Here is a 22,582-nt window from a genome sequence, read left to right on the forward strand (position 1 = left end):
CGCGAGATCTACCCACTCCTGCGACCAGTCCCCGGCAACGCCGAACACCAACTGCAAGCAGCCGCATGACCACTTGACAAACATAGGGGCATCCAGGCGGCACGTGGTCTCGACACTCTCCGACGAGCCATCGACCAGCGGCGGGCGTGCCAGGCGCTGTGAAGGAGAACGAGATGGAAGACGTAGAACAGATCAGCGCCGAACTCCACCGACTCGCCGAGTCGGAGGGGATGGATCCGCTGGACACGACCCGGGTGCTGGAGCGCGGCCGCCGCGGAAGGCGGCGCCGGAAACTGATCGGCGCGGGCGGGGCGGTCGCCGGTGTCGCGGTGATCGCACTCGGCGCGAGCCTGCTGCCCAACCTGAGTTCGGCCGGCAACCAGCCCGGTGTTGCGGGCGACCAGACCGCGAACTCGCAGTTCGGCCCCGTACCGGGTATCCCGCGCGGCGAGGCGTCCGCGGACCAGCGGATCACGCGCGCGGAGGCTGAGCGCCGCTGTTCCCTGCGGAACCCGAAGGAGACCCGAAAGCTCGCGGGCACGGGTACGGCGAGGTCGGGACATATGGCGATGTACCAGTTCAAGGAGGGCGCGAGCGGCATCACCTGCCTCATCCCCGGTGGCGACAAGCCGTCGGCGGAGCTGGTCGCGGCGGCGGCGAGGAACCCGCTCCCGAAGAGCACCGCGGACAAGCTGCGGAACTGTTCCGTGCTGGCCTGGGTCGACGTGACGGGCTGGCAGGTCGTGGCCTCGGACGAGTCGAAGGCGCTCGGACAGGCCCAATTGGTCGCGATCTCCCCCACGGGACACAAGGTCATGCAGTGCGAACTGCTCCGGGACAAGGCCATGGGGGGCGAGTTCGCGGGGAGCGCGACGTTCACGACGCTCACCAGCCTCAGCGGTGACGACCCGGTGCTCAACCCGGCGGACAAGTCGTCCCGTGCCGACATGTACGTGGCCGGCGGCGGGGGCGGGGGCTGTACGGCGGGTACCTGCACGGAGTACTCGATGACCGGCTGGGGCCGGGTCTCCTCCAAGGCCGCGGTCACGGTCCGGCTGCGGATCGGGAAGGGACCGGTCTACCAGGTCCCGGTCGGCGAAGGCGGCTGGTTCGCCTTCACCTGGAAGACCAAGTCCGTGTACAAGCTGAAGGACCAGCCGAAGGTCGCGGCGTACGACCGGGCCGGAAAGGTCGTCAAGGTCTTCCAGTAACGACGGTCATTATCAACCAAACGGCTGCGTCGTTGACGGCTGGGCCGGCGCGCGCCCGGCGCGGCGCGCGCCGGATTTCTCAGGCAGTACGGCGTTTGAGGGTGGCTGCGCCTAGGCCGAGGGCGGCGAGGATGAAGCCAAGGACGACCAGGGTGTCGCCGCCTGTGCCGGTGGTGAAGCCGTTGCCCTTGGCAACTCCTAGGACGGCGTCCACGGCGTACGACAACGGCAGTACGTCGCTGATCGCGTGCAGGACTGTGGGTAGTTGATCGCGCGGGACCAGGAGCCCGCACAGCAGAATCTGCGGGATCATCACGGCCGGCATCATCTGGACGGCCTGGAACTCGGTCGCCGCGAACGCGCTCGCGAACAGGCCCAGCGCCGTACCGAGCACGCCGTCGAGGACCGCGACCACGCCGAGTTGCCAGGCGGCGCCCTGGATGTCCAGATCCAAGAGGTACAAGGCGATCGAGACCACGGCGAGCGCCTGGACGACGGCGACCAGTGCGAACGCGAGCGCGTACCCGAGCAGGAAGTCCAGCTTGCCCATCGGCATCGTGAACAGCCGCGACAGCGTTCCGCTCGACCGCTCGCGCAGCGTCGCGACCGACGTGACGACGAACATGATGATCGACGGGAACACCGCGAGCAGCGGGCCGCCGATCCGGTCGAAGACCATCGGGGAATCGGTGAACATCCACCACATCAGGCTGACCAGCAGCGCCGGCAGCACGATCAGCATCGCCACCGTCCGGTGGTCCCGCCGCAGCTGGGCCAGCACCCGGGCGGCTACGGCAAACGTCACTCGCAGTGTCATCGCGCACCGGCCTTTCGCTCGATCAGGGTGAGGAACGCCTGCTCGATGTCGTTGGTCCCCGCCGACAGGAGCAGGTCCTGGGGCGTCTCGTCGGCGAGCAGTTCACCGTCGCGCATCAGCAGGAGACGATCGCAGCGCGAAGCCTCGTCCATGACGTGACTCGACACGAGCAGGGTCGCGCCGGCGTCGGCGAGCTGGTGGAAGAGGTTCCAGAGATCGCGGCGGAGGACGGGGTCCAGCCCGACCGTCGGCTCGTCCAGCACGAGGAGTTCCGGGCTTCCGAGCAGCGCCGCCGCCAGGGATGCCCTGGACGCCTGTCCACCTGAGAGCTGATCGACGCGGACGTCGGCGTGACTGGTCAGATCGACCACCTCGACGACCCGTTCCACGTCGGACGACGGGACCCCGAGGACGGCCGCGAAGAAACGCAGGTTCTCGGTGACGGTCAGATCGCCGTACACACTCGGCTCCTGCGTCACGTAGCCGATCCGTCCGCGCAGCTTCGGCGCACCGGCCGGCAGCCCGAGGACCGAGATATCGCCGGTCACCCGCGCCTGCAGGCCGACGATCGCGCGGATCAGCGTCGTCTTGCCGCAGCCGGACGGCCCGAGCAGCCCGGTCACCGATCCGCCCCGGAGGTCGAACCCGACCCCGCGCACGACCTCCCGGTCACCCCGGACCACGACGACGTCACGGCAGCTCACCGCGTTTTTCATCATATGATGAATTTAGCGCGTACGACGTTCCGTGGCAACAGGTCGTCAGACGACGGGGTAGCCCGTGTTCTCGCTCAGCGCGGTCAGCGACGGGTCGCCGTACCTTTCGCGCAGGGCGGCGAAGCGCTCCACCTTGTCCGTGCCGAACCGGCTGATCTCGGCGGCGAACGTGGTGCCGGTGAGGAACACCGGTGGGCGACGCTTGCTGTGGAACTTGTCGGCGTACAGGACCAGTTCCTCCTCCGGCGTCCGTGGGAGGTAGTCGTCCACCGGGATGGGCAACGCCTGACGCAGCACGTCGTCGCGCGTGATCCCGACGCCGGTGTGACACGACGCGAACCGGCAGAGCTCGATCGGGAAGCCGAGAGACGCGAGCAGTTCGTGCCCCAGTACGCCGTGCCGCACGTACGCCGTCGACTCCAGGCGATAAACCCCGATGTCGTGGAGCAGCGCGCCCGCACGCACCAGGTCGGTGTCGATGTCGACGCCGGCGAAGAACTGTTCGGCAATCGAGCACACCAGCCGACAGTGCTCATGGACGAGCTCGAACGCGTCGCGACTCGGCGCGTACTCGCGGTGGAGCGCGCGGATCTCGTCGTCGGTCGGGATCTCCATCAACCGGTCAGATGCAGCTGGAGAACCGGCGCCAACCGGTCGATCAAGGTCTCGATGTCGATGGACGCGATCGGTTCGAGCCCGACCAGGTACCGGACGATCGCGGCGCCGACCAGTTGGGTGGCGACCAGGCCGACCCGCAGTCGCGCGTCGGGTACGTCGAGCACCTGCGAGATGGGCTGGATGATCATCTTGGTGATGCCTTCGCGCATCATCCGCGCCACCTCGTCGCTGGTGACGACGCTGCGGAACAGCGCTTTCATCCGCTGCTGGCCGTCCGGCGACTCCCAGACACCGAGAAAGGCGGTGGCGATCCGACGCCCGATCTCTTCCAAGGGTCCGTCGAGGATCTGCGCGGCGATCAGGCGCGGGTCGATCGGGATCGCCATCGCCTCGATGAACAGCTCGTCCTTGCTGTCGAAGTAGTGGTGCACGAGGGCCGCGTCGACACCGGCCTGGCGTGCGACGGCGCGGATCGAGGTGGCCGCGAACCCCTTGTCCGCAAAGGATTCCCGGGCAGCCTGCACGATCTCGCCCCGGGTATCCGGTCCCCCTGGGCGGCGTCCCGGCGTACGACCGGTAGCTGTCACGGAGTCAGCTCCGAGATCTCACCTTCCGGGGTGACGGCGAACGACGTACGACGCGACCGGGAGGCTCCAGGTCGGACGAAGTGCTTGCGGGTGAACTCGAGAGACTCGACCAGGTCGACCTCGCGCTCGGAGCGGCTGGTCGCGCGGCGGGTGTTGATCTCGATGATGATGTGGCCGCGGAAGTCCTGCTGTGCGAGGACGCCCAGCAGGTCCGCGGCGCGTTGCGTGCCGCGTCCCGGGACCAGGTGCTCGTCCTTCGCGGAGCCGGTGCCGTCGGTCAGATGTACGTGGGTCAGACTCTTGCCCATCGTCGCGGCCAGCTCGACGCAGTCCTGCTCGGCGGTCGACGCGTGCGACAGGTCGAGGGTGGTGTGCGCGTACTCCTGCTCGGTCGGGTCCCAGCTCGGCGCGTACGCCTGCAGGTCGCGGCCGGGCGCGCGCCACGGGTACATGTTCTCCACCGCGAGCGTCACGCCCGTCTCGGCCTCCAGCCGGGCGATCCCCTCGACGAAGCCGCGCGCGTAGTCCCGCTGCCAGCGGAACGGCGGGTGTACGACGACCACGTCGGCACCGAGCTCCTTCGCGGCCTCGGCGCTGCGCTCGAGCTTGCTCCACGGATCGGTCCCCCAGACGCGCTGCATGATCAGCAGGGTCGGGGCGTGGATCGCGAGCACCGGCAGCTGGTGGTAATCGATCAGCCGCTGGATCGCGTCGATCTGGGTGCTCAGCGGATCGATGCCGATCATCACCTCGACACCGTCGTACCCGAGCCGGGAAGCCAGCTCGAAGCCGCTCGCGGTGGATTCCGGATACACCGAGGCGGTGGACAGGCCGATCTTGGCGGTCGTACGGGGGTTCATTCGTTCACCGAGGTTGCAGCTGGTCGAGCCGGGACAGGATGACGCCTTCACGCAGGGCCCACGGGCAGACCTCGAGCGCGGGCAGGTCGAAGAGGTCCATCACGGCGTCGGCGACCAGCGCGCCGGCGGTCAGCTGCGACGCGCGACCGGCCGAGACCCCGGGCAGGGCGGCCCGCTCGGCGGCCGACATCTTGGTCAGCTTCGGGATCCACTCGTTCAGGTCGTCCCGGTTCAGCGTGCGCGGCACGTACGGTCCGTCGGCGGACGGGGCCGCGCCGGTGATCCGGGCCAGCGAACGGAAAGTCTTGCTGGTGGCAACCGAACGCTGCGGCTTACCGGCCCGCAGGACCGGACCGGCCACCGCGGCCAGCTCCATCCGGATCCGGCGACGCAGCGCCCGGACCTCGTCCTTGGCCGGCGGGTCCGTGGTCAGCCCCTCGCGGGTCAGCCGGCCGGCGCCGAGCTGGACCGACTCCGCCACGGTCGGCTGCTCGTCCGACCCGGCCGCGATCTCCAGCGAGCCGCCGCCGATGTCGAACACCGCCAGGCGCCCGGACGACCAGCCGAACCACCGCCGTACCGCCAGGAAGGTCAGCCGGGCCTCGTCGTCGCCGCTCAGCACCTCGAGGTCCACGCCGGTCTCGTTGCGGACCCGGCCCAGCACCTTCTCGCCGTTCGGCGCCTCGCGGAGCGCCGAGGTGGCGAACGCGAGCACCGACTCGCAGCCCTTGTCCTCGGCCAGCTCGACCGCCTGCTTGGTGAACGCGACCAGCCCGTCGGCACCGGACTGGTCGATCTTGCCGTCCTTGTCCAGGTGCTCGGCCAGCCGGAGCTCGATCTTGTGCGAGTACGCCGGCAGCGGCGCGGCACCGCGATGCGCGTCCACCACGAGCAGATGGACGGTGTTGGATCCCACGTCGAGTACGCCGAGCCGCATACCCTCACGCTACTGGACAACCGGATAATCGGTGTTCTGGCGTCGGCGTTCACGGATGGGCAGGTAGTGCGCGTAGGCTTTCCAGGTGCCTGAGGTTTCTCTCGATTTCCCCCGTGACTGGGTCGAGTTCACCGATCCCGCCGACCCCGACCAGGTCTTCCGCTGCGACCTGACCTGGCTGACCTCCAACTGGTCCTGCATCTTCGGCGGTGGCTGCCAGGGGATCTACAAGGGCCGTCCGAACGACGGCTGCTGCACCCTCGGCGCGCACTTCTCCGACGCCGACGACGAGAAGCGGGTCAAGAAGTACGTCAAGGAGCTCGGCAAGGACGACTGGCAGTTCCGCAAGGAAGGCCGGACCAACGGCTGGGTCGAGACCGACGACGAGGGCGAGCGCAAGACCCGGGTCTGGGAGGGTGCCTGCATCTTCCTGAACCGGCCGGGGTTCGAGGGCGGCGCCGGCTGCGCGCTGCACGGGCTGGCGTTGAAGCGCGGCATACATTTCGTCGAGACCAAGCCGGACGTGTGCTGGCAGCTGCCGATCCGGCGGACCTTCCGCGAGGTGGAGCGGCCGGACGGGACGACGTACACCGAGGTCGGCATCGGCGAGTACGACCGGCGCGGCTGGGGACCGGGCGGGCACGACCTCGACTGGTACTGCACGGGCAACACCGAGGCACACATTGCGGTCGAGCCGGTGTTCGAGTCCAGCAAGGTCGAGCTGCAGACGCTGATGGGTCCCAAGGCGTACGACGTACTCGTCGATCTGTGCCGTCAGCGCCTGGAGGCCGCGCGGCCCTTGCTACCGCATCCCGCCTCTAAGTAGCGATCTTGCCGTTGTCGACGAGCCAGCTGATGCCGGAAAGGGCTGCCTCGAACGCGGAGTAGCGCGGACGGAAGTCGAGCAGCCTGGCGGCCTTCTCCATCGAGCAGTGGGGGCTGTGCTCGATGTGGTCCCGGGTGGCGCCCGCGTCCTGCTTGGACAACCGTTGCTGCAGCTGGCCGATCGGGAGGAAGCCCAGCTGCGCCGGCTGGCCGAACCAGTCGGCGACCTCGTGGGCGTACCCGCGCAGGGTGATCGCGTCACCCGCCACCGCGTGGAAGCTCTCGCCGATCGCGGTCGAGCGACTCGCGATCGCGGCCAGGAACACGCCCGCGACATCGTCGGCGTGGACCGGGTTGAGCGTCTCCAGGCCGAGGTTCGGCAGCAGGACGTCCTGCCCTTGGGCGAGCTTCTCGTAGACGGCGAGGTCGAAGTTGCCGGCCGGGTTCACCGGCGTCCAGCCAGGGCCGCAGATGTGACCGGGGTGGACGATCGTGACCGGGAAGCCGTCGCGGCGGGCCTTGGCGAGCAGGTAAGCCTCGATCGCGGCCTTCTGCGTGCCGTAGTCGCCGAACGGCTTGCGCGGCGCGTCCTCGCGGGTCGGGACGCTCACGCTCGGTCCGTGGACCCAGATCGTGCCGCAGTGCAGCAGGTGCTGGATCTTCCCTTCGACCGCCTCCGTGAGCTGCCGGGCACTGTCCTCGGTGAAACAGATCAGGTCGATGACGACATCCGGGCTCAGGTCCGCGACCCGTCGGCCGAACGTCCCCGCGGCATCCTCCGCGGCCCGGTCGACCTGGACGAACTCCACGTCCTTCCAGGTGCCGTCCGAGTGGTACGGCGTACGCTCGCCGCGACTCAGCACCGTGACGTCGTGCCCGAGCCGGATCAGCCGCGGGACGAGATAGGTTCCGATGTGACCGGTACCGCCGATGACTACTGTGCGCATGGCACCTCACAGTAGGGCACGCCTCCCGATCCCACGCCGTCGCGAGGAGGTGCTCGGTGCGGTGCATCGGCGTGCGGGGGCGAGGTGCCGTGCCGAGTGCCCCGCAGTAGGCGTGGGATCGGGAGGCGTGCCCTGGGTCCGACACACCCCGGGGGCCGCGAGTGTCGGTGGAGGGCGTAAGAATGACAGGCATGCGTCTGGATCATCTGTCGTACGCGTGCGGGCCCGATGGGTGCCGGGCGACCGTCGAGCGGTTGTCGGCGGCCCTCGGGGCCGAGTTCGTCGACGGCGGGGTGCATCCGCGGTTCGGCACGGTGAACCAGATCCTCCCTCTGGAGAACGATCGGTACATCGAGGTCGTCGACGTGCTCGACCATCCGGCGTCGGACAAGGCGCCGTTCGGTCAGGCGGTCCGGGCCCGCAAGGAGCTCGGCGGCGGCTGGCTGGGCTGGGTGGTGGCGGTCCGCGACATGGAGCGGATGGAGAAGCGCCTCGGACGGGAGGCGGTCCCGGGCAACCGGCACCGGCCCGACGGGGTCAACGTGACCTGGCGGCAGATCGGCGTGAAGGGCCTGATCGCCGACCCGCAACTGCCGTTCTTCGTGCACTGGGACGACCTCGGTCAGCACCCGTCGATCGGCGGCAAGGGCATCAAACTCAGCGCCCTCGAGATCGCCGGCGACCCCGCCCGCGTCACCGACTGGATCGGCCACCCGGCCGACCACCTCCTCGACGACCTCGACGTCGACTGGCGCCCCAACGGCCAGCCCGGCCTGGTCTCCGCCGTCTTCGAAACCCCGAACGGCACCGTCCGGCTCTAGTGGATCTTCTCGAGCTCCGTCAGGGACGTCTCGAGGTGAGCGAGCATGCGTTGCAGGTGCGGGACGGTGCGGCGGCAGCCGATCAGGCCGAAGTGGAGTTCGTGGGCGTAGCTGGTGACGCTGATGTTCAGCGCCTGGCCGTTGAGGACGATGCTCGCGGGGTACATACCGAGCAGGCGCGAGCGGTTCCAGTACAGCGGGCTGTCGGCCGGGCCGGGCACGTTCGAGATGACCACGTTGTACGGCGGTGTCGTACGACCGGCGACGCCCGGTAGGACCGCGGCGGGGCCGGCGACGCCGAAGCCGAGTGCGCCGACGATGAGGTTCTGCAGCGGGCTGAGGTCGGACAGAACGCGTTTTCCGTGCGCGGTCGACGCCATGATCCGGCGGATCCGGCGCTCGGGATCGGCCTGGTCGGTGGCCAGGTCCGCGATCAGCGTGGCAAGCGAGTTCCCGCCTCCGGGCGCGTCGTCCGACGTACGTAAAGAGACCGGCACCATCGCGGTCAGCGCCTTGTCCGGCAACGCGTCCAGCTCGAGCAGATAGTTGCGCAAGGCCCCTGAACACATGGCCAGCAGTACGTCGTTCAGCGTCGCGCCGGTGATCGCCCGGACCTTCTCCAGCCGTTCGATCGGCCACGACTGCGCCGCGAACCGCCGTGCGCCGGTGATCGGCTGGTTGAAGATCGTCCGCGGCGCCTGGAACGGCATCGCCGAGTGCAGCAGGCTCTTCACACCGGCCAGCGGGAGACCGGCCAGCCCGGCGGCCGTCTTCACCGCGTCACCAGGCACCTTGGCGATCGTCTGCAGCAACCGGGTCTCCGGCCGCGGCGCGGCGGTCTTCGGCGGCAGCGCGTACGTGGCCGGCATCCCGGTGCGGGTCGGGTCGGTGGTGAGGGTGTCCTGCATCCAGCGCAGCGCGCTGACGCCGTCGATCATCGAGTGGTGGATCTTGCTGTAGAGCGCGAACCGGCGGCCCTCGACGCCCTCGATCAGGTGCATCTCCCACAGCGGGCGGTGCCGGTCGAGCAGCGTCCCGTGCAGGCGGCTGGTGAGCTCGAACAGTTCGCGGTACCGGCCGGGACGGGGCAGCGCGGACAGGCGGACGTGGTACTCCAGGTCGATCTGGTCGTCCTGTTCCCAGGACCAGTAGCCGAGGTCCACCGGCCGGTTCCGCACCCGGCGCGCGAACAGCGGATTCACCTCCGGCGCCGCGACCATCTCGTGGTACAGCCGCGACACGAAGTCCCGCGACGACTCCGGGAACACATGATCCCGGCCGGCCCCTTCCGGGAGCTCGAACAGCATCAGCCCACCGACATGCATCGGCTGCTCCCGCGACTCCCCACCCAGAAACATCGCATCCAGCGGCCCCACCACGCTCATGCGCGCCTCCGCTTCCCGACCCGCCTCCTGGCAATTCATCCTTCGTCAGGTCCACCAGGGCCGTCTACCCCTGCTAACAGGACTAACCGAGATTTTGTTACCCCATCAGCTATCCCGGCCTCTGGTGGGTCCACCCACCAGAGGCCGGGTTTGCGTCCGAGATCCCGGACGCAAACCCTGCATCTCGGACGTCAACCCACCAAAGTGCGCGGCGGGGTGACATGCGCGGGGCGGGGCGGGGTGACGTGCGCGGGGCGGGGCGGGGCGACGAGTGCGGGACGGGGCGGTGGTGGGGCGGGTCAGTCGAGGGGGCGGTAGTTGAGGCCTAGGGCCTCGATTCGGGTGAGGTGGGGGCGGAGGCGGCCGATGAACTCGTCGTACGAGACCTTCGGGGAGCCCCAGGCGCGTTCGGCGAAGGCGGACAGGCGCGGCAGGAGCATGTAGCCGACCTGCTCCGGGCCTTCCATGTACTCGGTCCAGATCTGGCACTGGGTCCCGACGATCAACGCCTTCTCCTGGTCGGACAGCCCCGCCGGGATCACCTCGAAGTCGTACACCTTCTCCAGCGGGATGTTCCCGCCGATGGCGAGCGGCTCGGTCGCGGGGTCGCCCTGGTAGTAGTCGAAGTACACCGACTCACACGGCGCCATCACGACCTCGTGCCCCGCCTTCGCCGCGACCTCGCCGCGCTGCGCACTCCGCCACGCCATGATGACCGCGTCCTTCGGGCAGTCGGTCTCGACCATCTCGTCCCAGCCGACCAGCCGGCGCCCTTCCTCGGCCAGCACTTCCGCGACCTGCGCCGTGAACCAGCCCTGCAACTGTCCCGGTTCGTCCAGCCCGAGCTCTGCCTGCCGCTTCTGCGCCGCCTCCGACTCGGCCCACTGCACCGACGGGCACTCGTCGCCACCCAGGTGGATGTACGGCGACGGGAAGATCTCCAGCACCTCACGCAGCACGGTCTTCACGAACTCGACGGTCGCGTCGTTCACGTTCAGCACGTCGTCGCTGATGCCCCAGTACTGCCGGACCGTCAACTGCCGGTCCGGGTGGTTCCCGAGCTCCGGGTACGCCGCGATCGCGGCCTGCATGTGCCCCGGCAGGTCGATCTCGGGTACGACGGTGATCCCGCGGTCCGCGGCGTACGCGACGATCTCACGCAGGTCGTCCTTGGCGTAGAACCCGCCGTGCGGCGTGCCGTCGTACTCGAACTCCTGCTGGCCGTGCGACATCTTGCCGACCATGGTCTCGGCCCGCCACGCGCCGACCTCGGTGAGCCGCGGGTACGCCTCGATCTCGACCCGCCAGCCCTGGTCGTCGGTGAGGTGGAAGTGCAGCACGTTCAGCCGGTGCAGTGCGAGCACGTCGATGATCCTGAGGACGAACTCCTTCGGCATGAAGTGCCGCGCGACGTCGAGCATCATCCCGCGCCAGCCGAACCGCGGCGCGTCCTCGACGTGCGCCAGCGGTACGGCGACCTTCCCGTCCGCGGCCGGCTCCGCCGACTCGACCAGCTGGGCGTACGTCGTCTCCGCGTGCCGGAGCGCGTCCTCGGAGCCGGCCGTGAGCCGGGCGCCGTCCGCACTGATGTCGATGCGGTACTCGTTCGGGTCGAGGTTCTCGACCACGTCCCGGACGGCGTCGGCGACCGGATCGGCGGTGATCCACCGGCCTTCGTCGACGGTGAGTTGTCGCGGGGCAGGGACGATCGCGATGTCGGACATCCGGAGTCTCCAGAGGCGCGGTGAGATATGTCAGAACGATCCTATAGAGGGTCCTCAGACACCCTCGCAGCGTGCGGAAGTGCGTGGAAGTCGGTGGCGGAGAGCAGTCGCGAGCATCCAGAACGGAGCTGCTTCTGCGTCAGGTTCATGAGAGGGTTTGCCCGTGACAAGCGAGCGGCAGCGGACGACCCTGCGGGTTCTGGTGGCGAGCAACGCGCTCGGAGGGGTCGCAACGGCGAGCGGATTCGCCGTCGCGGCACTGCTCGCGGAGAACGTGTCCGGCTCCACGTCCATGGCCGGGCTGGTCGCCACGTCGACCACGTTGGGCGCTGCCGTTCTCGCCGTACCGCTGGCCGGTCTGGCTCGCTCACACGGTCGACGGGTCTCGTTGAGCGTCGGCTACTCGATCGCCTTCCTTGGCGCTGCGCTGACGATCCTCGCCGCGCAGATCGGCTCACTGGCGCTACTGCTGGCCGCAGGGTGTCTATTCGGCAGCGGCTCGGCCTCCAACCTCCAGTCGCGGTACGCCGCCACAGACGCCGCAGAGCCCAGCCGCATCGCCCGTTCGCTCGGGCTGGTCGTCTGGGCCACCACGATCGGTGTGATCGTCGGACCGAACCTGACCGGCGTCGGCGGCTCGGTCGGCACGTCACTCGGAATCCTGGCCTTGGCGGGTCCGTATGTGTTCTCTGTCGTCGCCTTCGGCCTCAGCGCGGCCACGGTGTGGGTCGGCATGCGCAGCCAGGTACGGCCCGGCAAAGTGGAGCGCCAGCCGCTGGCCGAGACGTTCCGCCAGGTCATCCGCATCCCGCACGCGCGTCTCGGCCTGCTCGCGATCGCGACGGCGCACGCGGTGATGGTCGGCGTGATGTCGATGACCTCGGTCCACCTGCGCCACCACGGCGCCTCACTGACGATCGTCGGTTTCGTCATCAGCGGGCATGTGGCCGGTATGTACGCCCTGTCCCCGCTGACCGGGTGGCTGGCCGATCGGCTCGGCCGGATCCCCACGATCGGCATCGGCCTCGGCATCCTCGCGATCGCGATGACACTGGCCGCTGTCGCGCCGGACGACGCGCACGCGCTGACCGGGCTGGCGCTGTTCACCCTGGGCCTCGGTTGGTCCGCCTGTCTGGTGGCCGGGTCCACGCTGCTGTCGCGGTCCGTGCCGGACAGCATCCGTACGTCGGCGCAGGGCCTGTCGGACCTGACGATGGGCGCCCTGGCTTCCCTTGCGGGCACAGCTGCCGGGCCGGTCCTCGCGTACCTCGGCTTCCACTGGCTGGCCGTCTTCTGCGGCATCCTCCTCATTCCGGCCGCCCTGCTCGCTGCCACCACCAAACAGGCAGTGGCTAGGGTCTAGCGATGTGAGCATCGCGGAGGGCGGGATCCCGAGTCCGAACATCTGGCACCACCCGAAGGTGTACGAGGTCGAGAACCGGGCGGTCGATCCGAACGGCGTGATCGAGCCGGCGATGCGGGCGATTCGCGACTGGGCCGGCGCGACGGTCCTCGACATCGGCTGCGGCACCGGGTTCCACCTGCCGACGTTCGCCGCGACGGCCGCACAGGTGATCGGCGTCGAGCCGCACGGAGCACTGGCGGACGCGGCTCGTCGACGTACCCAGGCGTTGCCGAACGTCGACGTACGGCAGGGCACGGCGCAACGCCTGCCGGTACCGGACGCGTCGATCGACGTGATGCACGCGCGCTGGGCGTACTTCTTCGGGCCGGGGTGCGAGCCCGGGCTGGCCGAACTGGACCGGGTGATGCGCCGCGGCGGGACCGCGTTCGTGATCGACAACGACGGGAGCCGGTCGACGTTCGGTGAGTGGTTCAGTACGTCGTACCCGAAGATCAAGGCGCCTGTGGTGGAACGGTTCTGGACCGATCGCGGCTGGCACCGGACGCCGCTGGACATGGGCTGGCGGTTCGAGAGCCGCGCCGATCTCGAGGCGGTCGTGAAGATCGAGTTCACGCCTGAGGACTCCAAGCGGATCTTGGCCTCGCACCAAGGAATAGAGGTCGACTACGCGATCAACTTGTGGAGCAGGACCTTCTGACGACACTCTGTGGTCTGCGGACGGACCTCCGGTCCTCATAGGGTTGACGCACCACTTGACGGGGCATTCCTGGGGAGGCGCCAGCCGCGGATGGACGGACTGCTGCTCGATCACGTGCCGGGGCTGCCGGGGCGGCTCCGGATCGACGTAGGTGAGCAGCGTGCGGTGGTGGTGCCTCAGGCAGCCGACCGCCGCAGGCTGGCCGACATCGTGACCGGACTGGACGATCCACCGCCGGGTGCGCTGGTGCTGGCCGGCGGAACCGTCCGGCTGGTACCTGCGGAAGGCGGCCTGCTCCCCCACCTCACTGTGCTCGGCAACGTGATGCACGGGCACCGCACGTCGCAGGCGATCACCAGACAGGCCGCGCGAGAAGCGAGTGTGGTCAAGGCGATCGGCTGTGGGCTGGAAGACGTGCTGGACCGCTACCCGTACGAGATCACGGCAGGCCGTCGCCGCCTGGCCGGAGTGGCTCGTGCACTCGGCGCGTACCCGCAGGCGATCGTGCTGGAGGACGCCAATGGCCTGCCTACCTGGGGATCGCTCCTGTCGCTCCGTCCCAACCCCGACCTCGCTTCAGCCGCGCTGCTGCTCATCACGACCAGCGCGACACGTACGACGGGGTTCGTCGATGCTGAGTAGCCGCAGAGCGTTCCTGGGGACCGCAGCAACACTTCTGCTTGCCGGGTGCTCGAGTGACGTACTGGGACTGCGGCGTGCGGTCCGCGTGGCCGTCAGCTGGAGCGGCGAGGAACTGCGCGTGTTCCACAAGGTCCTGGACGGCCTGGACCTGAGTTACCCGGTCGAGGTCGTACCGCTCGGCGACGACATCTCCACCGCCTTCGGCGCCCGCTCCACCCGCAGACCGGACATCGTCATGCTGCCGCAGCCGGGTCTGGTCCCGCGCCATCTCGCTGACCTGGAGCCGATCCCCGACGACATCGCACCACTCGGCCGGGCCCGCCTCTGGAAAGAGCTCCTGGTTCATGAAGGAACGACGTACGGCGTGCCGTTCAAGACAGCGCACAAGTCGGCGGTCTGGTACCGCCCCTCGGTGTTCCGGCAGGTCGGCGTACAGCCGCCGCGGCTGTGGAGCGAGTGGCTGACGCTGAACCGGACGCTGACAGAGGCGGGCGTCACGCCGTTGGCACTGGCCGCAGGTGACGGCTGGGTCCTGACGGACTTCCTGGAGAACGTCCTGCTGGGCATCGCGCCGTCCGTGTACTTGGGTCTGGCAACCGCGACAGACCCGCGGCCTTCGCAGCAGCCACAGTTCGGGGCCGCACTGCGGTTGCTGGGCACCATGTGGTCGGCGCCTGGCCTTCTTGCCGGCGGTGTGAAGGAGTCACTCGTCCAGCAGTTCCCGGACGCGCTGGTGGAGGTGTTCGGCCACCGCAAGGCCGCCATGGTGCTCGCGTCCGACTTCGCCGAACCAGTGGTGCGCTCGTTTGCCGCAGACCCCAGCGACATAGGGCTTTTCACGTTCCCTCCCATGACTGCCGGCGCTGCCGCACCCGTAGTCGTCGGAGGCGACGTGATGGTGCTGCCGAAGCCGACCACGGAAGACGCACGCGACCTGGTACGCCGGTTGTCCGCGCCGGCCGCTGCGAACCCGTGGATCGCCGAAGGTGGGTTCCTGGTCGACGGACGGACCAGCGGGTACTCCCCCGAGCTCACCCGGCTCGCCGAGCAGCTGACCAGGCCGGGAGAGCAACTGCAGTTCGACCTCTCGGACCGGCTCGGTCGCATCGGAGACATCAATGGGCTGTGGCGAGTGCTGACCGACTTCCTGGTCGCGGTCGGCCGTCGTGACACCGCCGTACAGGATGCGGTAGACGACGCGATGGCCGACCTGCGGAAGGTGGAGGAGGGCTGATGGGCCTGCAGACCAACGGCCTGTCGCTCGAGATCGTCGGCCGGGAGATCACCGGCCGTCCGGTGCAGGGCAAACCGCGCCGACCCGCCGGGCCGTATCTGCTGGGGCTGCCGGCGTTGCTGTTGAGCTGTGTGCTGCTGGTGCCGATCGGTGTGACCGTGGTGGCGGCGTTCCGGACGCGGGGCGGGTTCGGGTTCGGCAACTTCGCTGTGATGAGTGACCCGTCCGCGCTGCATGCCGTGGGCAACAGTCTGTTGTGGGTCATGGTCGCGTTCGGGACCGTGGTGGTCGGGTTCTTCCTTGCTCTGCTGAGTTATCGGCTCCCAGCGGTCACGACGTTCCTGCAGCCCGCCCTGGTCATTCCGTTCGCTGTCTCGGTGCTGGTGTCCGGTGCGACGTTCCGGCTGATCTTCGACCCGACACCGGAGCGGGGGACGATTACTGCTGTCTGGACGCGGCTGTTCGGCACCAGCCCGGTGTGGCTGGGTCCTGGTCTGTTCTGGCTGGTGCTGGTGTCCGCGTTCGGCTGGACCTGGCTCGGGTACGTCGTGTCGCTCTTCCGCGCCGGTCTGGACGCGATACCGGACGACGTGTCGCGGACGATCACAGCTGAAGGCGTGACGGGCTGGAGACGGCTGCGGGCGTTGGAGATCCCGCTGCTGCGTCCGGTCACCGGTGTCGTCACGCTGACGCTGGTGATTGCAGCAGTGCGGGTGTTCGACCTGGTGCTGATCGTCGTACCAGGATCCATGCAGCGGTCCGCCGACGTACTGGGGCTGAACTGGTGGCGGGCCACCACGACAGGTGGCGACTCTGGGCGTACGGCGGCGCTCGGTGTCGTGCTGTTCGCGATCGTCGCGGCGGTCGGGCTGATCGGCGTCCGCGGACTGCGCCGACGGCGGTGGGCGATGCCGGTGACCGTCGTACGGCCGGATCCGTCAGTAGGGCGGCCGAAGCCCGGCCGGGTGGTACGGCGGTTCGGATGGCTCATCGGACTTGCTGTGGCACTGGTGTGGATCTTCCCGGCCGTCGTACTCGTCGCCACAGCGCTGCACTCGCCCCGAGAGGCCGGTCTCCGCGGGTGGTGGTCGCTGTCCGGCCTGGGGTTCTCGTCGTTCGCCGCCGCGGCCAACGTCGGGTTGTTCCGGGCACTGCTGTCCACGCTGGTGATCGCAGCCGCTGCAACAGCCGTTCTGCTCGTGATCGCCGTACCAACGGCCTACCTGGTCGCCTGGGGCGGTCTGCCGACGCGACTCGGGCGGATCGCGATGGGCGTGTTCGTCGTACTGGCGGTGACACCAGTGCAGATGTACGCCGCTCCGCTGCGGGATGCGATCGACACAGCCGGCTTGGCCGGGTCGCGGGTCGCACTGGCATTGGTGCACGCGGCTGCCGGCCTACCGTTCGCCGTACTGCTGCTGAGATCCGCCTTCGCGTCTGCACCACCAGCGCTCGTGTCCGAGGCGCTGCAGGGCCCAGCGCGACAGAGCGCCGTACTGGCGACTGTGCAGCGGACATACCGCCCCGCACTGATTGCTGTTGCGGTGCTGGAGTTCGCGCTGGTGTGGAACGACTTCATCGTCGGGTTCCTGATCAGTGGTCCTGGTACGACGCCGTTGTCGCTGGTGCTGTGGGGTGAGGCGCGGCAGTTCTCCACGTCGAGCGGACCGGTCGCTGCTGCGGCTGTAGTCGCATCGGTGGTACCTGTGGTTCTCATGCTGTCGTTCTGGCGGACCGTGGTGCGCGGACTGACGACAGGGAGCCGGCCATGAGTGAGGAGCAGCCGAAGCCGACACAAGAACCCCCGGAGGAGCAGTCGCGGATCCAGGAGTTCTCCCTGGTCGTCGGCGGTGTCGCATCCGCTTTGCTCACCGACCTCACCTCACAACTGCTGAACCAGAGCCTTGGCCAACGCGGCATTGTGCAGTGGGTCGGGTACTCCGTGGCCGCCCTGCTCGTGGTCATCTCCTACCTTCGGTTGCGTGCACGCCGCCGGCGTGCGCGCACCCGCCGCCTGCAAGGCGCGAGTGAACTGCACGCTGCGGCCGAGGAAGCCGAGCAGTGGATGATCGCGCTCGGCTCGGACGCCGGCGGGATGGCCGCCGCCGAGTGGTTCACGGTCAACGAGGACTGGCTCCGCGACCTGGTCGCGACCGAGAAGCCGCAGAACGCAGCCGTCGACGACTTCGCCCGGATCTGCGACGCGCTCGAGGCCTGGTACGTACGCCGTCCCGATCCCGAAGCCCTCCTCGAACTGAGCGAGCTCCTGAGCGCCACGGCCGAGGCCAACGGTCGCCGCGGTCTCGCCGAGCTCGCAGCGGCTCGGGCGGCAACGGCGTACCGGATGCTGGGTGACCTGGACACCGCCAGCACCCGGCTGGGCGTCTCCGACAACATCGCGACCCACGGCCGTACGGCGGCTGCACTGAAGATGAGGCGCCAAGTCGAACGCGCCCTGCTGCACCTGGCCCGCGCTGAACGCGCACCAGCCGGCAACGACCGCGACGAGGCCGTCCTGAACGCCCGCGACCGGCTCGACGACGCACGACTCGCCCGCCCCGGTCCTGACCTCGCGGCCGACGTGGCGATCTCCATCAACCTCGCCGTCGTGCACCTGTATCAGCACGACGACGAAGGCGCCCTGGAGCAGCTGCGACCCGCACTCGCCCGTGCGACAGCAGCCGGCGACGTGAGTGGCCAGGCCCATGCGCTGGAGCTCATGGGTGTGGCCGCGTGGATGCGGCGCAACCAGCACGAGGCCGGCAGCCGGTGGGAGCACGCCGCCCACCTGTACGCCGAGATCGACGAACGCGAAGGTCACGCCCGCTGCCTGCAGCACCTCGGCTCCGCGGCCGTCCACGCCGGCGAACTGGACACCGCGCGCGAACTGCTCGAGCGGAGCGCAGCGCTGCGGACGTCGGAGAGCGAGATCCTCACCAAGTACCTCGACGCGGCCCGCCGTACCTCGGAACTTCCCGTCGTCGCCGACGACCCACCACGCCGTACGGCGGTCACCTGGCTGAAACGCCTCCGCACCTTCCTCACCCGCTGACCGACCGCGTCGCGCGGCGTCGCAGCAGGTTTGTCGGAGGGCTCACCTAGGTTGGTCCCATGGCAAAGGCGGGCACTCAGGCAAAGAGCAAGGCCGCATACGCGTGCTCCGAGTGTGGATGGACCTCGGCGCGGTGGATCGGGCGGTGCGGCGAGTGTCAGGCCTGGGGCACGGTCACCGAGGTCGGTGCGCCGAAGGCCGCGCGGATCACCGCCGGCCCGGTGACCTCGCCGGCGATGCCGATCGCGAAGGTGTCCGCGATCGAGGCCGAGTCCCGCCCGACCGGTATCGGCGAGCTCGACCGCGTGCTCGGCGGCGGTGTCGTGCCGGGCGCGGTGATCCTGCTCGCGGGCGAGCCGGGCGTCGGCAAGTCCACGCTGCTGCTGGAGGTCGCGGCGCAGTCGGCCCGCGGCGGCCAGCGGACGCTCTACGTGTCCGGTGAGGAGTCGGCCGCGCAGGTGCGGCTCCGGGCCGGGCGGACCGACGCACTTGTCGACGAGCTCTTCCTGGCGGCCGAGACCGACCTGGGCGCGGTGGTCGGTCAGGTCGACGCGGTCGAGCCGTCGTTCCTGGTGATCGACTCGGTGCAGACGATGGCGCACCCGGAGGTCGACGGGGCGCCGGGCGGCGTGACGCAGGTCCGCGAGGTGACCGGCGCCCTGGTCCGGCTCGCGAAGGAGCGGCACATCGCGGTCGTGCTGGTCGGTCACGTGACGAAGGACGGCGCGATCGCCGGTCCGCGGATGCTCGAGCACCTGGTCGACGTCGTGCTCGCGTTCGACGGCGACCGGCACTCCGGGTTCCGGATGGTGCGCGCGACCAAGAACCGGTTCGGCCCGTCCGACGAGGTCGGCTGTTTCGACATGGTCGACACCGGGATCGTCGAGGTCACCGACCCGACCGGGCTGTTCGTCTCCGAGCACGCCGAGCCGGTGGCCGGCACGTGCGTGACGGTGATGATGGAGGGCCGCCGCCCGCTGCTGGCCGAGGTACAGGCACTGGTCGGCCCGTCCGCCGCACCACAACCGCGCCGCACCACGTCCGGGCTGGAGTCGTCCCGGGTCGCGATGGTCCTCGCCGTACTGGGCAATCGCGCGGGCCTGAAGCTGGCCGACCAGGAGGTGTACGTCGCCACCGTCGGCGGCGTGAAGATCACCGAGCCGGTTGCGGACCTGGCGGTCGCTATCGCGGTCGCGTCCTCGGTGATGGACAAGCCGATCCATCCCGGGCTGGTCGCGATCGGCGAGGTCGGCCTGGCCGGCGAGGTACGCCGCGTCGGCGGCCTGGAGAAACGTCTCGCGGAAGCCGCGCGGCTCGGGTTCACCAAGGCGATCGTCCCCGCCGACATCCCGAACCGGAGCAAGGACGTGAAGCCGATGGACATCCAGAAGAAGTACGGCCTGCGCACCTTCGCCGCCCCCGACCTCCGCTCCGCCCTGCTGGCCGCAGGGCTGGCTTGAATTGCTGCGACTCCGCCGCGACGGGTCATGGGGCCTGCCTGGCGCTCTGTGGCCAACGCCACAGGTGAGACCGGGGATCTACAGCGGCCGGGTCGGGAACGTACTCTGGGGACGCCCCCGCCGGGTTCACCGTCGAGCCCGGGTGTACGACGACCCGCAGGAGCACGTAGATGACCGGATCAAGAGTTGTCGCGCTCGGCCACTACCAGCCGGAACGGGTGCTCACCAACGACGAGCTCGCCACGATGGTCGAGACCAACGACGAGTGGATCCAGAGCCGGGTCGGCATCCGGGAGCGCCGGATCGCGGCGCCCGACGAGCAGGTGGACGAGATGGCCTGGCGGGCCGCCGACAAGGCCGTCGCGAACGCGGGGATCGACACCTCGGAGATCGACTACGTCGTGGTCGCCACCTGTACGGCGATCGACCGGTCGCCGAACATGGCCGCTCGGGTCGCCGCTCGCCTCGGCCTCGGCAACCCGGCCGCGATCGACCTGAACACCGCGTGCTCGGGCTTCGCCTACGCACTGGCGACGGCCGACCAGGCCATCCGGGCCGGCGCCGCGACGAAGGCCCTGGTCATCGGCGTGGAGAAGCTCAGTGACTGGACGGACTGGACCGACCGCACCACCTGCGTGCTGATCGGTGACGGCGCGGGCGCGGCCGTGCTGGTCGCGAGTGACGAGCCCGCGGTCGGTCCGGTGGTGTGGGGTTCGGTCCCGGAGATGTCGGACGCGGTCCGGATCGAAGGACGCGACGGCCCGTTCGCCCAGGAAGGCCTGAGCGTCTTCCGCTGGGCCACCACGCAACTGCCGGAGATCGCCAGGCAGGTCTGCGAGAAGGCCGGCCTGAAGCCCGAGGACCTCGGCGGCGTCGTCCTGCACCAGGCCAACCTGCGCATCATCGAGCCGCTCGCGAAGCGGCTCGGCGCGGTCAACGCGGTGGTCGCCAAGGACGTCGTGGAGTCCGGCAACACGTCGGCCGCGAGCATCCCGATCGCCCTGTCGAAGCTGGTCGAGAAGCGCGAGATCCCGTCCGGCGCGCCGGTGCTGCTGTTCGGATTCGGCGGCGGCCTTACGTACGCCGGTCAGGTCATCCGCTGCCCCTGACGCGGCAGGCGTCGTACGTCCATCGACCTCGTTCACGCGGGAAATCCCAACTGCACAGTCCGATGCACGGGCGACTGCACGCGCATGCGCCGCCGCGGGCCGATCCGCGAGCGCCGCAGCGAGCGCTGCGGCAGATATCCGGACAACGGCAGGCGGCTGACCGCATAGACTCAGGTTCCGTGGCGGCGAACACGGACAAGAACAGCACCGGCGCCCGGCTCCGCGCGACGCTCGCGGCAGTGGCGCCGGGTACCGAACTGCGCGAAGGCCTGGAACGGATCCTGCGCGGACGGACCGGCGCACTGATCGTGCTCGGGCACGACAAGGCGGTGGACGCGATCTCCACCGGCGGCTTCGAGATCGACGTCGAGTTCACCGCGACCGGACTGCGTGAGCTGAGCAAGATGGACGGCGCGATCATCCTCGACCGCGACGCCACCCGGCTGATCCGCGCGGCCGTCCACCTGATGCCGGACCCGTCGATCGTCACCCAGGAGACCGGCACCCGGCACCGGACCGCCGACCGCGTCGCGCGGCAGACCGGGTTCCCGGTGATCTCGGTGTCGCAGTCGATGCACATCATCGCGCTCTACGTCGACGACCAGCGTTACGTGCTCGAGGACTCGGGCGCGATCCTGTCCCGCGCCAACCAGGCGCTGGCCACCCTCGAGCGCTACAAGCTGCGGCTGGACGAGGTGTCCGGCACGCTGTCCGCCCTCGAGATCGAGGACCTGGTCACCGTCCGGGACGTGGCTGCCGTCGCGCAGCGACTCGAGATGGTCCGCCGGATCGCGACCGAGATCGACGGGTACGTCGTCGAGCTCGGCACCGACGGCCGGCTGCTCACCCTGCAGCTCAACGAACTCGTCGCGGGCGTGGCCGGTGAACGTGAACTGGTGGTCCGCGACTATCTCCCGCCGGCGACGGGTCGCCGAGCCAAGACCGCGGACGACGTACTGCTCGAGCTGGACGCTGTCAGTCCGACGGACCTGCTGGACATCGGCCAGGTCGCCCGGGCGCTGCAGCTCGGCGGCGCCGAGCAGCTGGACGCGGCGGTCACCCCGCGCGGCTACCGGCTGCTGGCCAAGGTGCCGCGGCTCCCGGGTGCCGTGATCGACCGGCTGATCGACCACTTCGGGCACCTACAGAAGTTGCTCGCGGCAAGCATCGACGACCTGCAGACGGTCGAGGGGGTCGGCGAGAACCGGGCCCGCACGGTCCGCGAGGGCCTGTCCCGGCTGGCCGAGTCCAGCATTCTCGAACGCTACGTCTAGAAGCCCGCACGGGACATTCGCGACATCTGCCGGGGGTGCCCGCCCCAGCGGCGGGCAACCGGGTGGGTCATTGTGGGGAGCTTCACCCTCCCAAAACAGGCAGTAGCCCTCCCCAGTCCCGATGAAAGGTCTCCCCAAACCGGTTTGGGACCCCCGCCCTCCCCGTTCCGTCACAAGGCCTCCCCAAACCGGTTTGGGGAGGCCTGTGGGCATGGACTGGGGAGCCGGGCTGCCCGTTTCGGGAGTGCAGGACTCCCCAAACTGGTTTGGGGAGGAACGGGCGCGTCGAGGAGGGCTTGT

The 22,582-nt window shown here is 69.4% G+C and carries 21 protein-coding genes; 12 read left to right on the forward strand and 9 right to left on the reverse strand.

Annotated elements, in window-relative coordinates; genetic code table 11:
• Window positions 1–173 precede the first annotated feature (173 nt).
• Window positions 174–1,211, forward strand: coding sequence for a hypothetical protein (locus EV651_RS14605; RefSeq protein ID WP_133785728.1), 1,038 nt, complete (start codon window positions 174–176; stop codon window positions 1,209–1,211).
• 79 nt (window positions 1,212–1,290) lie between these two features.
• Here the strand turns inward: EV651_RS14605 and EV651_RS14610 are convergent, their stop codons facing one another.
• The 6 genes from EV651_RS14610 to EV651_RS14635 are packed head-to-tail and all read right to left on the reverse strand — an operon-like array spanning window position 1,291 to window position 5,746.
• A complete protein-coding gene (locus EV651_RS14610; RefSeq protein ID WP_133785729.1) occupies window positions 1,291–2,028 on the reverse strand; it encodes an ABC transporter permease in 738 nt (245 codons plus the stop codon).
• Window positions 2,025–2,747, reverse strand: coding sequence for an ABC transporter ATP-binding protein (locus tag EV651_RS14615; RefSeq protein ID WP_133785730.1), 723 nt, complete (start codon window positions 2,745–2,747; stop codon window positions 2,025–2,027). The genes EV651_RS14610 and EV651_RS14615 overlap by 4 nt, the downstream gene beginning before the upstream one ends.
• Before the next feature lie 42 nt (window positions 2,748–2,789).
• Window positions 2,790–3,359 carry an HDIG domain-containing metalloprotein gene (locus tag EV651_RS14620; RefSeq protein WP_133785731.1) on the reverse strand — a complete coding sequence of 190 codons (570 nt, stop codon included), beginning with the start codon at window positions 3,357–3,359 and terminating at the stop codon, window positions 2,790–2,792.
• On the reverse strand, window positions 3,359–3,949 hold the full coding sequence (locus EV651_RS14625; RefSeq protein WP_133785732.1) for a TetR family transcriptional regulator: 591 nt from the start codon (window positions 3,947–3,949) through the stop codon (window positions 3,359–3,361). Before EV651_RS14625 ends, EV651_RS14620 begins: the two co-directional genes overlap by 1 nt.
• Window positions 3,946–4,809 carry a sugar phosphate isomerase/epimerase gene (locus tag EV651_RS14630; RefSeq protein ID WP_133785733.1) on the reverse strand — a complete coding sequence of 288 codons (864 nt, stop codon included), beginning with the start codon at window positions 4,807–4,809 and terminating at the stop codon, window positions 3,946–3,948. The genes EV651_RS14625 and EV651_RS14630 overlap by 4 nt, the downstream gene beginning before the upstream one ends.
• Window positions 4,810–4,813: 4 nt before the next feature.
• Entirely contained in the window at window positions 4,814–5,746 is a 933-nt protein-coding gene (locus tag EV651_RS14635; RefSeq protein WP_133785734.1) for a Ppx/GppA phosphatase family protein, read from the reverse strand.
• 85 nt (window positions 5,747–5,831) lie between these two features.
• Here EV651_RS14635 and EV651_RS14640 point away from each other — a divergent pair, with 85 nt between their 5' ends.
• Window positions 5,832–6,572, forward strand: coding sequence for a hypothetical protein (locus EV651_RS14640; RefSeq protein ID WP_133785735.1), 741 nt, complete (start codon window positions 5,832–5,834; stop codon window positions 6,570–6,572).
• On the opposite strand, the gene EV651_RS14645 is transcribed toward EV651_RS14640, so the two are convergent.
• The gene (locus EV651_RS14645) at window positions 6,565–7,518 is read right to left on the reverse strand and encodes an NAD(P)-dependent oxidoreductase (protein ID WP_133785736.1); all 954 of its coding nucleotides are present in this window, start codon (window positions 7,516–7,518) and stop codon (window positions 6,565–6,567) included. The genes EV651_RS14640 and EV651_RS14645 overlap by 8 nt on opposite strands.
• Window positions 7,519–7,709: 191 nt before the next feature.
• Between EV651_RS14645 and EV651_RS14650 the strand changes: the two genes are divergently transcribed.
• Window positions 7,710–8,339 (forward strand): VOC family protein, encoded by a 630-nt coding sequence (locus EV651_RS14650; RefSeq protein WP_133785737.1) that lies wholly within the window; start codon window positions 7,710–7,712, stop codon window positions 8,337–8,339.
• On the opposite strand, the gene EV651_RS14655 is transcribed toward EV651_RS14650, so the two are convergent.
• Together EV651_RS14655 and EV651_RS14660 are read right to left on the reverse strand one after the other, a co-directional pair.
• Window positions 8,336–9,724: a wax ester/triacylglycerol synthase family O-acyltransferase gene (locus EV651_RS14655; protein ID WP_133785738.1), complete on the reverse strand. Its 1,389-nt coding sequence runs from the start codon at window positions 9,722–9,724 to the stop codon at window positions 8,336–8,338. The genes EV651_RS14650 and EV651_RS14655 overlap by 4 nt on opposite strands.
• A gap of 299 nt (window positions 9,725–10,023) precedes the next feature.
• Complete coding sequence (locus EV651_RS14660; protein ID WP_133785739.1) at window positions 10,024–11,448, reverse strand: beta-N-acetylhexosaminidase; 1,425 nt, start codon at window positions 11,446–11,448, stop codon at window positions 10,024–10,026.
• Window positions 11,449–11,611: 163 nt separating this feature from the next.
• Between EV651_RS14660 and EV651_RS14665 the strand changes: the two genes are divergently transcribed.
• The 9 genes from EV651_RS14665 (at window position 11,612) to disA (ending at window position 22,282) form a co-directional block, all read left to right on the forward strand.
• Window positions 11,612–12,811 carry an MFS transporter gene (locus tag EV651_RS14665; protein ID WP_238156890.1) on the forward strand — a complete coding sequence of 400 codons (1,200 nt, stop codon included), beginning with the start codon at window positions 11,612–11,614 and terminating at the stop codon, window positions 12,809–12,811.
• Between the two features lie 4 nt (window positions 12,812–12,815).
• On the forward strand, window positions 12,816–13,511 hold the full coding sequence (locus EV651_RS14670) for a class I SAM-dependent methyltransferase (RefSeq protein WP_133785741.1): 696 nt from the start codon (window positions 12,816–12,818) through the stop codon (window positions 13,509–13,511).
• A 90-nt stretch (window positions 13,512–13,601) separates the two neighbouring features.
• Window positions 13,602–14,153: a hypothetical protein gene (locus EV651_RS14675; protein ID WP_133785742.1), complete on the forward strand. Its 552-nt coding sequence runs from the start codon at window positions 13,602–13,604 to the stop codon at window positions 14,151–14,153.
• Window positions 14,143–15,387: an ABC transporter substrate-binding protein gene (locus EV651_RS14680; RefSeq protein WP_133785743.1), complete on the forward strand. Its 1,245-nt coding sequence runs from the start codon at window positions 14,143–14,145 to the stop codon at window positions 15,385–15,387. The genes EV651_RS14675 and EV651_RS14680 overlap by 11 nt, the downstream gene beginning before the upstream one ends.
• Window positions 15,387–17,159 carry an ABC transporter permease subunit gene (locus tag EV651_RS14685; protein WP_133785744.1) on the forward strand — a complete coding sequence of 591 codons (1,773 nt, stop codon included), beginning with the start codon at window positions 15,387–15,389 and terminating at the stop codon, window positions 17,157–17,159. Before EV651_RS14680 ends, EV651_RS14685 begins: the two co-directional genes overlap by 1 nt.
• Window positions 17,156–18,439, forward strand: coding sequence for a hypothetical protein (locus tag EV651_RS14690; protein ID WP_133785745.1), 1,284 nt, complete (start codon window positions 17,156–17,158; stop codon window positions 18,437–18,439). Before EV651_RS14685 ends, EV651_RS14690 begins: the two co-directional genes overlap by 4 nt.
• Window positions 18,440–18,498: 59 nt before the next feature.
• Window positions 18,499–19,899 carry a DNA repair protein RadA gene (gene radA, locus EV651_RS14695; protein WP_131335478.1) on the forward strand — a complete coding sequence of 467 codons (1,401 nt, stop codon included), beginning with the start codon at window positions 18,499–18,501 and terminating at the stop codon, window positions 19,897–19,899.
• 170 nt (window positions 19,900–20,069) lie between these two features.
• Window positions 20,070–21,008 (forward strand): beta-ketoacyl-ACP synthase III, encoded by a 939-nt coding sequence (locus EV651_RS14700; RefSeq protein ID WP_133785746.1) that lies wholly within the window; start codon window positions 20,070–20,072, stop codon window positions 21,006–21,008.
• Between the two features lie 179 nt (window positions 21,009–21,187).
• A complete protein-coding gene (gene disA / locus EV651_RS14705) occupies window positions 21,188–22,282 on the forward strand; it encodes a DNA integrity scanning diadenylate cyclase DisA (RefSeq protein WP_133785747.1) in 1,095 nt (364 codons plus the stop codon).
• The last annotated feature ends 300 nt before the right edge of the window (window positions 22,283–22,582 follow it).

This window comes from Kribbella sp. VKM Ac-2571 (assembly GCF_004362255.1).
In the GTDB taxonomy this organism is placed as follows: domain Bacteria; phylum Actinomycetota; class Actinomycetes; order Propionibacteriales; family Kribbellaceae; genus Kribbella; species Kribbella pratensis.